The organism is Thiobacillus sp. (assembly GCF_024708915.1).
The window spans coordinates 14,563-29,298 of the sequence record NZ_JANJXQ010000212.1 but is presented as its reverse complement, the minus strand read 5'-3'; the positions used below and the strand labels follow the sequence as shown (position 1 = coordinate 29,298).

The window sequence follows — 14,736 nt, the reverse complement described above, 5'->3', positions numbered from 1 at the left end:
ACGTCGGCGGTGGAGACGACAAGCTGGTTGGCCTGGCGGGCGTTCTCGGCGTTCTGCCGGACAGTGCTGGTCAGCTCTTCCATCGAACTGGCGGTCTCTTCCAGCGACGAGGCCTGCTCTTCGGTGCGCGAGGAGAGGTCGAGGTTGCCGCTGGAAATCTGGCTCGATGCCGTGGCCACGCTGTCGGTGCCGGTACGAACCTGACCGACTATCCGGACCAGGCTCTCGTTCATGTCCTTCAGCGCCTGCATCAGCTGGCCGGTCTCATTCGTCGAGCGGACTTCGATGCGCTGCGTCAGGTCGCCGGAAGCAACGGCGCGCGCAAGCTTCACGGCCGTATTCAGCGGATGCGTGATGGCACGGATGGTCATGAGGCCGATCCAGACCAGCAAACCCAGACCCATGGCGACTGCGGCGACGGCAAAATTGCGGATCGCCACACTGCGCTCGCGTGCCTGTTCGAATTCCTGCCTGGCGACCGAACCCTGCAGCTCGATCAGTTTGAACAGGGTCTCGCGCGCAGCGGTGAATTTTGGCCCGCCATCGCTGGTGGCATGTTCCTGGGCCGCGACGATGTCGTCATCTTGCATTGCCAGTTTCAGCGTGGCGTCGCGCGATGCCTGGTAAGCCTTCCATCTGGAATTGAAATCGTCCGCCAGCTGCCGTTCGTCCGGGGTCAGGCGGGTGCCGGTGTATTTTGTCCAGAGCGTATTGATTTCGCCCTCCAGCATGAGCGATTCCGCATTGGCTGCTTCGGCCACCTCCGGCATGCCCGCATTAACCGTGATCACCATATTGGTGCGGATACGGTTGGCCATATCGATGACGAGGCCCAGGTCCACCAGCGGAACAGTACGATCCTCGTAAACGGTTTCGAGCCCTTTTCCGTTTTCAGTGATTCCGTACAGGCCGATGGCTGCGCCACCCAGCAGAAGAACCGACACAAAAGACACGATGAAGACCAGGCGCGCCTTGATGCTCAGGTTTTCAAACATTTAAAACTCCCGACTTTTTGCATAGTAGTTACTTGATTCCGACGGCCCGTCAGGCTGCGATTTTTTCCATCAATCCCATTTCGCTGCTCGACATGAGCTTCTCGATATCGACCAGAATCAGCATGCGCTCGTCGAGCGTACCGAGGCCGATGAGGCAGTCGCTGTCGAAAGTCCCCATCTCCGGCGCAGGCCTCACCTGATTCGGGGACAGCGTGGTGACGTCGGAGACGCTGTCCACCACCATGCCCATGACCCGGCCGCCGATATTGAGGATGATCACCACAGTGAACTGATCGTAGGTGGGAGTGCCCAGGCTGAATTTGATGCGCATGTCGACGACCGGCACGATAATGCCGCGCAGATTCACCACGCCCTTAATGAAATCGGGAGCGTTGGCGATGCGGGTGACCGGTTCGTACCCCCGGATCTCCTGCACCCGCAGGATGTCGATGCCGTATTCTTCCTGCCCCAGGGTGAAGGCCAGGAACTCTTTCCCGGCAATCTCTCCGATGCCGGCCTGTGCTTGTGTCTGTGTGGTGTAGGACATGGTGTCAATCCTTTTTTACCCGAATGGGCAATCCGGCCTCAGTAAAAAATGGGGTCAGCGCTGAGCTGGCGGCTTGAGCGCAACAGCGCGGAAACGTCGAGAATCAGGGAAACGCCGCCGTCCCCCAGAATGGTGGCGCCGGAAATGCCGGCCACCTTGCGGAAATTCGACTCGAGGTTTTTGACCACCACCTGCTGCTGCCCGACCAGGCTGTCGACCAGCAAGGCGGCCTTCTTGCCGTCGGCCTCGAGAATGACGACGATCCCCTGCGCCGGATCGGTGAAACACGGCTCGATGGCGAAGATCTGGTACAGCGGAATCAGCGGCAGATATTCCCCGCGTATCTTGATCACCCGGCCCTGGCCGGCAATTTCCTTGACGTCGGCCGATGCCGGCTGCAGCGATTCGATGACGTAGCCGAGCGGCAGGATGTACACCTCTTCTCCCACCTTGACCGACATGCCGTCGAGAATGGCCAGCGTCAGCGGCAGCGAGATGGCCATCGTGGTGCCGCTGCCGGGAACCGAACGAATATCGACGGTGCCGCCCATTGCCGTGATGTTGCGCTTGACCACGTCCATGCCCACGCCGCGGCCGGATACGTCGGTCACCACTTCCGCAGTGGAAAATCCGGGGGCCAAAACAAGATTCCAGACATCGGCATCGGGCATCGTGTCCGATACATCCATGCCCTGCTGCTTCGCCTTGGCAAGAATCCGCTCGCGATTCAGACCGCCGCCGTCGTCGCTCACCTCGATCACGATGTTGCCGCCTTGATGCGCGGCCGACAGGGTCAGCTTGCCGGTTTCGCTCTTGCCGCTCTCGCGGCGCTTCTCGGGCATTTCGATGCCATGGTCGACGCTGTTGCGCACCAGGTGGGTCAGCGGATCGACAATGCGTTCGATCAGCCCCTTGTCGAGCTCGGTGGCGGCGCCGTGGGTGACGAAATCGACCTTCTTGCCGAGTTTGCCGGCCAGATCGCGCACCATGCGCGGGAAACGCGAGAACACATAATCCATCGGCATCATGCGGATCGACATCACCGCTTCCTGCAGGTCGCGCGTGTTGCGCGCCAGCTGGCTGGCGCTGTTGAGCAGGCGTTCGTGGGCGATGGGATCGAGCGCGCCGATGCGCTGCTCGATCATGGCCTGGGTGATGACCAGTTCGCCGACCAGGTTGATCAGCTGATCGACTTTCTCGATGCCGACCCGGATCGACGACGACTCCTGATTGGCGCCTTCCTTGTCGCTGGCGCGTCGGCCCAAGTTCTTGGTTTCGGCCGCGGCTTGCTCCGGTTTGACGACAGGAGGGGCCGGCGGGCTGGCCGCATCCGCCTGTTGCGGCTCGAAAATCCCATAGCCCGGGTCTTCGGCCGGCTGCTTCGTTTCGCTGTCGCCCTGCAGCGCTGCTTGCGGGGCCGCCGGGGCGGCGCCCAGCGTAATCGTGAGATCGTCCGGATCGAGCACGAACGAACAGATCGCGACGATGTTGTCCTGGCTCTCGCTGGTGGTCAGCGTGAAAACCGTGCGCTGGTCGGCCAGGCACGCCTGGCCGATCGTGCCCAGCAAGCCCAGTTCCGCCGCCAGCGCATCGACATCCCGCTGCGGCACTGCGGGCAGTTCGATGCGGAAAATGTAGTTGCCGTCCGCATCCGCAACCGGTGCGGCTGCGACGGGCTCGGGGGCAGCCGCCGAAACGGCCTCGACGGCCGGCGTTTCCGCAACGATGCCCTGCGACAGCGCCTTCAGCCGGTGGCAGACGCTGCCGACCGCATCTTGGTCGACGCTCGATCCATGATGATGGCCATCCATCTGCATGGTCAGAACGTCCTTGGCCGCCAGGAAGGCATCCACATGCTCGGGCGTCAGCGCCATTTCCCCTTTGCGGATCCTGTCGAGCAGCGACTCCAGCATGTGGGTGACTTCGGTGATGTCGGTAAAGGCGAACGTGGCGGCGCCGCCCTTGATGGAATGCGCGGCTCGGAAGATCGCGTTGAGGTCCTCGCTGTCGGGCGCGGACACGTCGAGAGCCAGCAACAGTTTCTCCATCTCGGCGAGCAGCTCGTCCGCCTCGTCGAAAAACACCTGGTAGAACTGGCTCATATCAATAGTCATTTTCAAGCTCCGTCGTTTATTTGCTGCAGGCTCGTTCGCTGCATCCTCAGCCGATCAGTTTTTTCACCACCTCGGTCAGCCGTGCTGGATCGAACGGCTTCACCAGCCAGCCATTGGCACCGGCAGCCCGGCCCTTTGCCTTCATGTCGTCGCCGGTCTCGGTGGTCAGCATCAATATCGGCACATTCTGGTAATTTTTCATTCCGCGCAGTGCCTTGATCAGGCTCAGACCATCCATGCCCGGCATGTTCTGGTCGGTGAGCACCAGGTCGACCGTCTGCTTCCTCGCCTTGTCCAGGCCGTCCTGCCCATCCACCGCTTCGACCACGCCATAGCCCGCGGCCTTCAGGCTGAAGGACAGCATCTGGCGCAGCGACCCCGAGTCGTCCACTGCAAGTATTGTTTTACTCATTGTTGCTCCCGCTTTTTGCATGGGCGGGCATGCGCCCGCGTATTCCGTCATTTCAAAACAGTTCGATGTCGCCACTTTCCATGTGGCGCTGGTTCACCGTGCTGCGCACGCCTGAGCTACGCACGCCGACCCGGTTGCCGATGTCGCCCAGCAGGGCCAGCAGCGCTTCATTCCCGCTTTCCGGCAAGGCCGCAGCGTTCGTATCGAGCGCGCCGAACACGTCGCGCAGGCCGGCCAGATGCTGCACCATGCGGCCGATCAGCTGGCTGGTCATGTCCTGGAATTGCAGCCCTGTCACGGCGGCGCCGACATGCTGGCCGATCTCGCCGCGCAGCGCCTCGATGCGCGCCGCATACTCGGACGCCGGCATGCTGCCGGCCAGCAGGCCGTTCAAGGCTTCCTGCTGCCGGTCGACCGCGTGATGAATCGCCATGAAATTCGTGCACAGCTTCTTGATGGCCTCGTCCAGCAATACATCCATCTGCACCAGATCCCGCTCGACCTCCGCCAGGTGCTGATCGCCATGGACGGACACGCCGGACAACAGACGCATGACCTGGGTATTCATCGGCAATTCGCCGGACGGAGGTTCCTGGGGAAGCATGTTGGACCTCACAGGAAGTTGAACAGCGACAGTCCGGAGGTTTTCACGAACGATTTCTGTGCCGCTTCGAGCGTCAACTGTTGCTGCGACAACTGGGTCAGCGCCTGGGCGTAATCGAGATCCTGCAACTCGGACAGCGTCTGGCTGTACTGCAGCTTGCGGTCCTCGCCCACGCTGTCGAGCGCATCGATTTCCTGCAGCCGCGAGCCGAGCGACGCGCGCACCGTCAGCACGTTGTTCAGCGCCAGGTCCAGATCGCCGTTGGCGGTCGCCAGCGTGGCTTCGAGCCCGGCGGTGCCCGGCGTTTCCAGTTGCACGATGAGCGTGTTCAGGGTGGCGAACACATCCTGTCCGCCGCCCTGGAAAACGGCCTGCCCCGGGTTGCTCACCGCCATCTGGCGCGTGCTGTCGACCTGTATCAGCCGCTGTCCCTGGTCGCCGTCGTATTGCACCGCGCCACTAACCGGGTCTCTGGAAAATGCGGGCGTCGTGGTCTGAAAACCGGAAAACAGATAATTGCCCAGTGCGTCGCGGCTGTTGGCCAGTCCCAGCAGTTCATCGAGGCGGCCGCGCAACTCGGTCGCCATGAAACCGCGTTCGGTGTCGCTCAGCGTGGGATTGCCTGCGGCGATGACGCTGGTTTTGACGTCCTGCAGCAATTCCGTCACGCCCGACAGCGTGCCCTCCACTGCGCCGAGCGCGCTTTTCGCGTTCTGCCGGTTGACGCCGTGCTGCGTATTGATCGATTGCGACTGGGTCACCTCGAGCGCACGCGCGGCAGCGACGGGATCGTCTGCCGGCGTCAGCACGCGGCGTGCGGCGGAGATTTGCTGTTGCGTCCTGGCAAGGCCGGACTGCATCTCGCTGAGGCGGGCGGCGCCCGTCTCGTACAGGGTTTGGGTACTGATGCGCATGATGTTCGTATCCCCTTATCGGCCAATGGTGAGCAGCGCGTCGAACATCTCGCTGGCGATCTGCATGACCTTGGCGGCAGCCTGGTAGGCCTGCTGGTAGCGCAGCAGACTGGTCGCCTCTTCGTCCAGATTGACGCCGGATTCGGTCTGCTGGGAGCGCTGCGCTTCGGAGAGCAGCTTGCCGGCCGCGCTGCTGGTGACTTCGAGCTCGCGGGTCTTGTTGCCGATCTGGCTGACCAGCTGCGAATAGGCCCCCTGGAAGCTAGTGGTGCCGCCGCCGAGGGTGTTGGCGGTTTGCAGCGCGCCGAGCAGCAAGGCATTGCGGTTGTCGCCGACGCCGAACGGGTTGGCCGCCACGGTGAAGCTGTCGCCGTCGGCCGGCGCGGCGATTGTGGGACTGCTGAGGACAAAACTGATGCCGCCGAAGCTGATCGTCGCGCCTTCGACATAGGGCACGACGTCGCCCGCGGCATAGGCAGTCGTGGTGGGCGGGGTGCCCGAATCGGTCACCGTCACCGGGGTCGACAGGACGAATCCATCGCCGTTCACTGCGTCGACCTTGTAGGTGAACGTCACCGGTGCGGCAAGCGGCGTCGTATAGCTGCTGTCGACGGTGGCGCCGCCGATGACGACGTCCCCGGCATTGGCGCTCGCCGCCGACGTGCCGACGGGCGTGACGGGCAAGGCGCCCGCGGCGGCGATCTGCGCCGGATCGGTGATCGCCACGGCCAGGCCGGATGCGCCGTTGACGGTCGGGCGGATCAGGAAGCTGTCGCCCGGATCGGCGGTGCCGGACGCCAGGCTGAATTCGATGCCGTCGACGGTTTGCGGAAGCGCGCCGGGGGGAAATTGCTTGTTGTCGGACAGCCGGGTCAGGGTGTAGTCGGTGCCGTCGTACTGCAGCCGGTAATCGCTGGTGGTCAGCGCGTTGACATTGCCGATGCTGGCGGAAATGGCGGCGTCGCCGGTATTGGCGCTGTTCGCGCCGACCACGGGCGGTGGCAGCGTGAAGAAGTCGCCTCCCGGATTGCCATTGAGGTCGCGCCCGAGGCGGTGCTGCGCATTGAAGGTGTCGGCCATGCCGATGGCCACGCGACCCAGGGCGTTCTGGGCGGAGTCGAGCGTCTGGCTGCGAAATTCGACCAGGCCGCCCAGCTTGCCGCCGACCAGGCTGGATTCGCCCACCACCACCGTCTTGCCGGCCGTCCGGTAAGCCACCTCGATGCGTTCCGGGTTGGTGGGCGAAGCCGCGGTCGACAGCGCGTAGGTGTTCACCCCCACCACCAGCGGCTGGCCGTTGCCGATGAAAATGTTGTAATGGCCGTTGTCCTGCTTGACGACCGTCGCCTTGATTTCTTTGTTCAGATCCAGAATCAGCTGATCGCGCTGATCGAGCAGATCGTTGGCGGGCTGACCGCTGCCGTTCTGGACACGGCCGATGGTGTCGTTCAGCTGCGCAATCTGCTGCGCATAGCTGTTGATGCCGTTGACGCTCGACGTGATCTGGCTGTTGATGCCCTGCTCGATCTCGTCGAGCCGCCCGGCCAGACTCTGGAAACGCGCAACCAGCGTCTCGGCCGACGACAAGGCCGCCTGACGCGACGGGATCGCCGCCGGATTCGAGGACAGCTCCTGAATGCCGCTGAAAAACCCCTGCAAGGCGGGCGACAACCCGGAAGCCGGGTCGGCCAGCAGGTTGTCGATCTGCTTGATCTGCGCGTAATAGCTGTCGAGTCCGCTTTTCGAGGTTTGCGCGGAGCGCACCTGGCTGCCCAGGAACTCGCTGTAGACACGCTTGACCGTATCGATCTCGGTGCCCTGTCCCATGAAGCCGAAACCGAAGTTCTGCGGCTGGGCCGTACCCTGGACCACGACCTGACGGCTGTAACCCGGCGTCGCCGCATTAGCGATGTTGTGGCCGGTCGTGCTGATCCCCACCTGCGCGGCAGCGAGAGCACTCCGGCCGATGTTGAGTATGTTGGTTGCCATCTATCGGGTCGTCAGGGTTGTGGTGGAAAACGGGTTATCGCTGCGCTTGACGGGTGAATCGGCGGAATCGCCGGATTCTTGAGCCGCCGGGTCAAACCTGGCCGACTTGCCCGATCACGCTCGTCAGTTTCTGGGCGTAGTTCGGGTCGGTGGCATAGCCCGCCTGCTGCAAGCCCCGGGCAAACCCGGCCGCATCCTGCCCCTGCGCGATCGCGTCCTGGTAGCGCGGATTGGTGCGCAGCAGCTTGGCGTAGTCGCGGAAGGCATCAGCGTAGGAGTCGTAGGCGCGGAAACTGTCCACCTGCTTCTGTGGCTTGCCGTTGACGTACTCGGTGGTGACGATGTCGACCGTGCGGCCGCGCCACGCGCCACCCGCCTTGATGCCGAACAGGTTGTGGCTGTTCTGGCCGTCGGCGCCGCGGATTTCGGCCTTGCCCCAGCCGGTTTCCAGCGCCGCCTGCCCCAGCATGAACCGGGCGGGGATGCCGCTGCCGGCGCTCGCTGCCTGGGCGTGCGGCAGCAGCCGCTGCACGAAAGCCTCGACGTGCGCCGGCGCGTCGCCGCTGCGCGCGGCAGCCGGCAACACCTGCGCCGCCGGCTGGCTTGGCGTTGCGCCCGCGCCGTCCGGCGCCGGCAGCGTGGCGGAAAGCTGGCGCACCATCACGTCGGCGAGGCCGATACCGCGGCTGGCCATGCGCTGCGTCAGCTGCTGGTCGAGCATCGAGGTGTACATGCGGGTCTGGTCGCTGTCGAACATGCCGTCCTGCGGCGTCGCCTCGCGCATGCTTTTCATCAGCATGTTCATGAATACCGCCTCGAACTGCTGCGCGGCGGCGCGCAAAGCCTCGGGCGAGGCCTGCTTGGCGTCGAGCTTGAGCTGGTTGACGCCCTGGACATCGAGCGCAAATTTGGAGGAAAGGTCGGCGCCGCCAATCACTTAAATCACCTCCAGTTCGGCACGCAGTGCGCCGGACGCCTTCAGGGCCTGCAGAATGGCCAGCAAATCCTGCGGCGTGGCGCCGATGGAATTGAGCGCCTTCACCACGTCGGCCAGCGAGGCGCTGCCTTTCAGCAGCATGACCTCGCCCGGCTGCTGGCGGATTTCGATTTCGGACTGTGCGGTCACCACCGTCTCGCCGCGCGAGAACGGCGCCGGCTGGCTGATTACCGGCTGCGTATTGATGATCACCGAGAGATTGCCGTGCGATACCGCGCTGGGATCGAGCATGACTGCGCGGTTCATCACCACCGAACCGGTGCGCGCATTGATGATGACCTTGGCCATGGCCTGCGCCGGGCTGACGTCGAGGCTTTCGATGGCGCCCAGAAACGCGACCCGCTCGTTCTCGCCGGGCGGCGTCTGCACCTGGATCACCCGGCCGTTCAGCGCGCGCGCGATGTTGTTGCCGAAATGCGCGTTGACCGCGTCGACCACGCGGCTGGCGGTGGTGAAGTCGTTTTGCCGCAGCTCCAGGTTGATGCTGCCGGATTCGCCCAGCGCGCTGGCGACGCTGCGCTCGACCGTCGCGCCGGCGGGAATCCGCCCGACGCTCAGATGGTTGATCTGCACCTTGCTGCCGCTGGCCGAGGCGCCGGCGCCGCCGACCACCAGGTTGCCCTGCGCCATCGCGTAGACCTGACCATCGGCGCCCTTCAGCGGCGTCATCACCAGGGTGCCGCCGCGCAGGCTCTTGGCGTTGCCGATCGACGACACCGTGATATCGATGCCCTGCCCGGCCTGGGCAAACGGCGGCAGTTCGGCTGTCACCATCACCGCCGCCACGTTCTTCAGCTGCATGTTGATGCCGGGCGGCAGGTTGACCCCCATCTGCGTCAGCATGTTGGCGATGCTCTGGGTGGTGAACGGCGTCTGCGTGGTCTGGTCGCCGCTGCCGTCGAGCCCCACCACCAGGCCGTATCCCGCCAGCTGGTTGGTGCGCACGCCCTGCAGGCTTGCGATGTCCTTGATGCGTTCGGCATGCGCCGCGCCGCCCGTCAGCAGCGCGGCCAGAAGAAGCAAGCTTGAAATCCGCATGGTGCCCACCGTTTATAAAGGAATGAAACTGAGGAAGAAGCGCGCCAGCCAGCTCATCATTTCGGCCTTGTCGAAATTGGCACTGGTGCGGTACTCGATGCGCGCGTCCGCCACCTTGGCCGACGACACGACGTTGCCCGTCTGGATGGTGTCGGGATTGACCACGCCCGACAGGCGGATGTATTCGGTGCTCTTGTCGAGCGCAACCTGTTTTTCGCCGGCGACGACCAGATTGCCGTTGGGCAGCACTTCGACCACGGTGACGCTGACGTTGCCGGTGAAATTGTTGCTGGAATTGACCGCGGACTTGGCGTCGTACTGGTTCGACGCCTCGGCGTTCACCCCCAGGCCCTGGAACATTTTCAGCGGCAGTCCGGCAACCGCGCTGATCGACGAATCGACCTCGCTGGTCTTCGATCCATTGGAGGATGCCTGTTTGCCCGCCTGGGTCTTTTCGTTGATGGCGATGGTCAGCACGTCGCCGACGTTGCGCGCGCGCCGGTCTTCGAACAGCGGACGGTAAGCGGCCACCTGGTAGATCGCGCCATTGCCGGCGGTGTGGGATGCCTGCGTCTGCGGTCGCGCGGTGGTCGGCTGCTGCACGATGGTCGACGGCGTGGTGCCGCAACCGGCCAGCCCCAGCAGCGCGCCCAGCAGGACGAGTGCACGCGACGTGCTCATGACCAGTCTCACAGCTGGGTGAGGCGCTGCAGCATCTGGTCGGATGTCTGGATCGCCTTGCTGTTGATCTCGTACGCACGCTGGGTCTGGATCATGTTGACCATTTCTTCCACCACGTTGACGTTCGAGGTCTCGACGTAGCCTTGATTCAGCAGGCCGGCGCCGTTGCTGCCGGGCGCGTTGGAACTCGGCGTGCCGGAGGCGGCGGTCTCGGCGTAGAGATTTTCGCCCATGCTCTGCAGGCCGGCCGGGTTGACGAACATCGCCAGCTGCAGGGTGCCGACGGTCACCGGCGCGGCCGCCCCCGCCTGCGTCACCGACACCGTGCCGTCGCGCGCGATGGTGAGGGTTTGCGTGTCGGGCGGCAGGGTGATGGCAGGCTGCACCGCATAACCGCTGGCGGTCACCAGCTGGCCGTTGGCGTCGGCCTGGAACGAGCCGTCGCGGGTGTAGGAGGTGGTGCCGTCCGGCATCAGCACCTGGAAGAAGCCGTTGCCCTGGATCGCCACGTCCTTGGCGTTACCGGTCTGCTGCAGGTTGCCCTGGGTGAAGATGCGCTCGGTGGCGACCGGCTTCACCCCGGTACCGATTTGCAGGCCGGACGGCAGCTGCGTCTGCTCGGACGACTGCGCGCCGGGCTGGCGGATGGTCTGGTACAGCAGATCCTCGAACACTGCGCGCGCGCGCTTGAAGCCGCTGGTGCTGACGTTGGCGAGGTTGTTGGAAATCACGTCCATCTGCGTCTGCTGCGCATCCAGACCGGTCTTGGCAATCCACAGTGAGCGAATCATGTCGGCTCCTTTAAAAAATCATTTCATCCGCGAAGGACGCGAAGAAACGCGAAGGAAAGATCAAAGGGTTTATCTTCGCGGCCCTTCGCGTCCTTCGCGGATAAAAAATCAACTCATGCTCAGCAGCTGCGCTGCCTTGCCGTCGTTGCTCTCGGCGTGCTGCAGCAGCTTCATGTGCATGTCGAACTGGCGCGCCAGCGAAATCATGTTGACCATTTCGTCGACGACGTTGACGTTGGAGGACTCCAGCGCGCCGCTGATCAGCGTCACCCTGGGGTCGGCGTTGGCGGCATCGCCGGTCCTCAGCCGGAACAGGCCGTCGTCGCCGCGCACCAGCTCGGCTTCCGGCGGGTTCGTCAGCTTCATGCGCCCGACCGAGGTCAGGCCGGTGGCGGTGGAGCCGTCGGGCACCAGCGAAATCGTGCCGTCCTTGGCCACCGCGATGTTGCGGCCGGGCGGGATCGCCAGCGGGCCGCCGTCGCCCATCACGGTGAGTCCGCTGCCGGTCTGCAGCACGCCGTTCTCGTCAAGCTTGAGGCTGCCGTTGCGGGTGTAGGCCTCGGTTCCGTCCGCCGCCTGCACCGCGATCCAGCCGTCACCCTGCACCGCCACGTCGAGATCGCGCCCGGTATGCTGGATCGCGCCGCCGCGGAAATCGCTGCCAGTGGTGGAATCGACCACGAAGGCGCGGGTGGGCAGGATCGCGCCCTGCACCGGCACCGCGCGGAACTGGTCGATCTGCGCACGAAAGCCGGTGGTGGTCGCGTTCGCCAGATTGTGCGAGGTGGTCGCCTGCTGCTCCAGCGCGTGTTTCGCGCCGCTCATGGCGGTGTAGATGAGACGGTCCATGCTGCCTCCTCAGTGCATCGTCAAGCCAGGCTTAACGCAGGTTGACCAGGGTCTGCATCACCGCGTCCTGGGCCTTGATGGTCTGCGCGTTGGCCTGGTATACCCGCTGCGCGGTGATCATGTTGACCAGCTCGGCGGTCAGGTCGACGTTGGAATCCTCCACCGCCATCGACTGCAGCACGCCCAGGCTGCCCGAGTCGGGCGCACCCACCAGCGGGTTGCCCGAAGTCGAGGTTTCGCCCCACATGTTGTTGCCCAGCTGCTGCAGACCGTTGGGGTTGGCGAAGTTGGCCAGCACCACCTGGCCCAGCACGGCCGACTGGCCGTTGGTGTAGCGTCCCAGGACGATGCCGTCGGCGCCGACGTTGAAGCTGGCCAGCCGCCCCGAAGTGTAGCCATCCTGGTTCAGCGTGTTGATGCTGAACGCGGAACCGAACTGGGTGCTGTCGGTGAAATCGATCGTGAAATTGAGCGCGGCCGCCCCCGTCGTCACTGCCAGCCCGGATATGGTCAGCGGCGAGCCGCCGGTGAGGGCGCCGGTGCTGTTGAAACCGAGGGTGCCGATCTGGCCATCCGCACCGCTGCCGCCTATCAGCACGCCGTCATTGGCGGCGAAAACATCCCAGGTTCCCGCTGCCGATTTGACGTAGAAAGTTTGCAGCGTGTGCTCGTTGCCCAGGCTGTCGTAGACCGACAGGGCGGTCGAGTCGTGATAGGTGGTCGGGTCGGCCATGTTGAAGCCGGCCGCCGGCAGCGGCGTCTTGTTGGAATTGAAATTGTGTACTGCGTTCACCTCGCTCGTGACCTGCGGCACCAGGTCGGCGGTATTGATGCTCAAGGGAGTCGGTGAGCCGGTCGCCAGCACGCCGTTGGCGTCCGCCATGTACCCGGTCAGCTTGGCGCCGGTCGGATTGATGATGAAGCCCATGCGGTCGAGCTGGAACTGGCCGTTGCGCTGGTAAGTGATTTCGCCGTTGTTGTCCATGCGGAAAAAGCCGCCGCCGTTAATGGCGATATCGAGCGGGTTGTTGGTGGACGAGATGTTGCCCTGGGTGAACTGCTGGGCCACCTGCGCCACTTTGGTGCCAATACCGATGCCGGCGCCGCCGGCGCCGGTCAGGGAGTTGGCATAGACGTCCGCAAACTGCGCCTGCGACTGCTTGAAACCCACGGTGCTGGCGTTGGCGACGTTGTTGCCGATGACATCCAGATTCTTGGCGGCGGCATTGAGCCCGCTCAGGCCTTGCTGAAAACTCATGTTCTGCTCCTTGTAATGGTTGCTGGCGGTCCTGCTGCTCAGAAAATCTGCCGGATCTCGGCGTACCCCACGCTGCTGTTCCCTGCCAGGTTCAGCTGCACGCCCTGGCCGTTCTGCGAAACGCTGTTCACCATGCCGAGGTTGAGGGCGACACTGTTGACCGGCTGGCCGCCCTGGACGGCATCGATCTTGAAGCTGTACTGGCCGGCAGGCGCCGCGGTTCCGCTGTCGGTCAGGCCGTCCCAGGCCAGCACGCTGACGCCCGCCTCCCTGGAGCCCAGCTCCAGCTTGCGCACCAGCCCGCCCGCGGCGTCGTGGATGCTGACGGTGACCTTGTCGGCCGGGCGCGCCAGCTCGAACCCCATGACATCCTCGAACTGGGCGGGGCTGACCGTATCTCCCGGAACCAGCACGCCGCGCCCGATCAGGCTGGCCGCCTGCGCCATCTGGTTGGCGCCCATGCTGGCGGCCATGGCCTGCAGGCTGCTGTTCATGTTCTCGATGCCCTCCACCGTGCTGAGTTGCGCCATCTGGCTGGTCACCTGGGCGTTGTCGAGCGGATTCAGCGGGTCCTGGTTCTTCATCTGCGCAACCAGCAGGCTCAGAAAACGGTCCTGGGTGTCTGCGGTGCCGTTCTTCGCTGTTTTGGCAGCGCCGGCGCCGAACAGGCTGCTGACATTGCTCGTGTCTTGTACCGTACTCATGGCGTGTCCTCGTTTATTGGCCCAGGCCCAATGTCTTGAGCAGCAGGGTTTTGGTGGTGTTCATCATTTCCACGTTGGATTGGTAGGAACGCGAGGCGGAAATCATGTTGACCATTTCCTCCACCACGTTGACGTTGGGCATCGCCACGTAACCCTTGCCGTCGGCCAGCGGGTTTTTCGGGTCGTACACCATTTTCATCGGCGACGGATCTTCGATCACCGCCGCCACGTTCACGCCGGTGGCGCCGTTTTCGCCCACCGGAGTCGCGGCGAACACCACCTGCCTGGCCTTGTAGGGCTCGCCGCTGGCGCTGGTCGCGCTGTCGGCGTTGGCGAGGTTGCTGGCGACGGTGTTCAGCCGCTGCGACTGGGCGTTCATCGCCGAGCCGGCCACGTTGAAGATATTGAACAGCGACATGCCTGGCCTCCTTATCCCTGGATGGCGGTCAGCAGACCTTTGATCTGCTGGTTGATCCGGGTCAGGTTGAATTCATACTGGATGGCGTTTTCGGCGAAGGCGGCGCGCTCGGCGTCGACGTCCACCGTGTTGCCGTCGACGCTGCCCTGGGCAGGGGTGCGGTACAGCAGTCCCGCCGCGGCCGTCTGGCCGGGATTGCCCGCCAGATGTCCGGGCGCCGTGGTTGCCAGCGGCGTGCCGCCGGGCGCGCCGCCGCCCTTGAGCGCGCCTTGCAGGGTCGCCTTGAAATCCATGTCGCGCGCCTTGTAATGCGGCGTGTCGGCGTTGGCAATGTTGGACGCCAGCACCTGCTGGCGCTGGTCGCGGATGCGCAGCGCCTGTTGATGGAAATTCAGCATGTCATCCAGCCGGTTCAGCATGGTCGT

General features: G+C 64.2%; 16 protein-coding genes. All 16 read right to left on the bottom strand.

Annotated elements, in window-relative coordinates; translation table 11 throughout:
* Window positions 1–995 (bottom strand): MCP four helix bundle domain-containing protein (locus Q0L94_RS14440; protein ID WP_296754502.1); only part of this gene is annotated, 995 nt, incomplete at its 3' end.
* Between the two features lie 49 nt (window positions 996–1,044).
* Window positions 1,045–1,542, bottom strand: coding sequence for a chemotaxis protein CheW (locus Q0L94_RS14435; protein ID WP_296754499.1), 498 nt, complete (start codon window positions 1,540–1,542; stop codon window positions 1,045–1,047).
* A 38-nt stretch (window positions 1,543–1,580) separates the two neighbouring features.
* Window positions 1,581–3,656, bottom strand: a complete 2,076-nt coding sequence (cheA, locus tag Q0L94_RS14430) for a chemotaxis protein CheA (protein WP_296754497.1) — start codon at window positions 3,654–3,656, stop codon at window positions 1,581–1,583.
* 46 nt (window positions 3,657–3,702) lie between these two features.
* Window positions 3,703–4,068, bottom strand: coding sequence for a response regulator (locus Q0L94_RS14425; protein ID WP_296754494.1), 366 nt, complete (start codon window positions 4,066–4,068; stop codon window positions 3,703–3,705).
* Between the two features lie 52 nt (window positions 4,069–4,120).
* Window positions 4,121–4,636 carry a chemotaxis protein gene (locus Q0L94_RS14420; RefSeq protein WP_296754491.1) on the bottom strand — a complete coding sequence of 172 codons (516 nt, stop codon included), beginning with the start codon at window positions 4,634–4,636 and terminating at the stop codon, window positions 4,121–4,123.
* A gap of 44 nt (window positions 4,637–4,680) precedes the next feature.
* Complete coding sequence (gene flgL / locus Q0L94_RS14415) at window positions 4,681–5,586, bottom strand: flagellar hook-associated protein FlgL (RefSeq protein ID WP_296754489.1); 906 nt, start codon at window positions 5,584–5,586, stop codon at window positions 4,681–4,683.
* A gap of 15 nt (window positions 5,587–5,601) precedes the next feature.
* The gene (gene flgK, locus Q0L94_RS14410; RefSeq protein ID WP_296754486.1) at window positions 5,602–7,575 is read right to left on the bottom strand and encodes a flagellar hook-associated protein FlgK; all 1,974 of its coding nucleotides are present in this window, start codon (window positions 7,573–7,575) and stop codon (window positions 5,602–5,604) included.
* Between the two features lie 91 nt (window positions 7,576–7,666).
* On the bottom strand, window positions 7,667–8,512 hold the full coding sequence (gene flgJ / locus Q0L94_RS14405) for a flagellar assembly peptidoglycan hydrolase FlgJ (protein WP_296754484.1): 846 nt from the start codon (window positions 8,510–8,512) through the stop codon (window positions 7,667–7,669).
* Window positions 8,513–9,610 (bottom strand): flagellar basal body P-ring protein FlgI, encoded by a 1,098-nt coding sequence (locus Q0L94_RS14400; protein WP_296754482.1) that lies wholly within the window; start codon window positions 9,608–9,610, stop codon window positions 8,513–8,515.
* Window positions 9,611–9,622: 12 nt separating this feature from the next.
* Entirely contained in the window at window positions 9,623–10,291 is a 669-nt protein-coding gene (locus tag Q0L94_RS14395) for a flagellar basal body L-ring protein FlgH (RefSeq protein ID WP_296754479.1), read from the bottom strand.
* An 8-nt stretch (window positions 10,292–10,299) separates the two neighbouring features.
* Window positions 10,300–11,082 (bottom strand): flagellar basal-body rod protein FlgG, encoded by a 783-nt coding sequence (gene flgG / locus Q0L94_RS14390; protein ID WP_296754476.1) that lies wholly within the window; start codon window positions 11,080–11,082, stop codon window positions 10,300–10,302.
* Between the two features lie 108 nt (window positions 11,083–11,190).
* Window positions 11,191–11,931, bottom strand: a complete 741-nt coding sequence (gene flgF, locus Q0L94_RS14385; protein WP_296754473.1) for a flagellar basal-body rod protein FlgF — start codon at window positions 11,929–11,931, stop codon at window positions 11,191–11,193.
* Window positions 11,932–11,962: 31 nt separating this feature from the next.
* Window positions 11,963–13,189 (bottom strand): flagellar hook protein FlgE, encoded by a 1,227-nt coding sequence (flgE, locus tag Q0L94_RS14380; RefSeq protein WP_296754470.1) that lies wholly within the window; start codon window positions 13,187–13,189, stop codon window positions 11,963–11,965.
* Between the two features lie 38 nt (window positions 13,190–13,227).
* Window positions 13,228–13,893: a flagellar hook assembly protein FlgD gene (locus Q0L94_RS14375; RefSeq protein WP_296754467.1), complete on the bottom strand. Its 666-nt coding sequence runs from the start codon at window positions 13,891–13,893 to the stop codon at window positions 13,228–13,230.
* A gap of 13 nt (window positions 13,894–13,906) precedes the next feature.
* Entirely contained in the window at window positions 13,907–14,311 is a 405-nt protein-coding gene (gene flgC, locus Q0L94_RS14370; protein ID WP_018079585.1) for a flagellar basal body rod protein FlgC, read from the bottom strand.
* Between the two features lie 11 nt (window positions 14,312–14,322).
* Window positions 14,323–14,730, bottom strand: a complete 408-nt coding sequence (flgB, locus tag Q0L94_RS14365) for a flagellar basal body rod protein FlgB (RefSeq protein ID WP_296754463.1) — start codon at window positions 14,728–14,730, stop codon at window positions 14,323–14,325.
* Window positions 14,731–14,736: the final 6 nt, after the last annotated feature.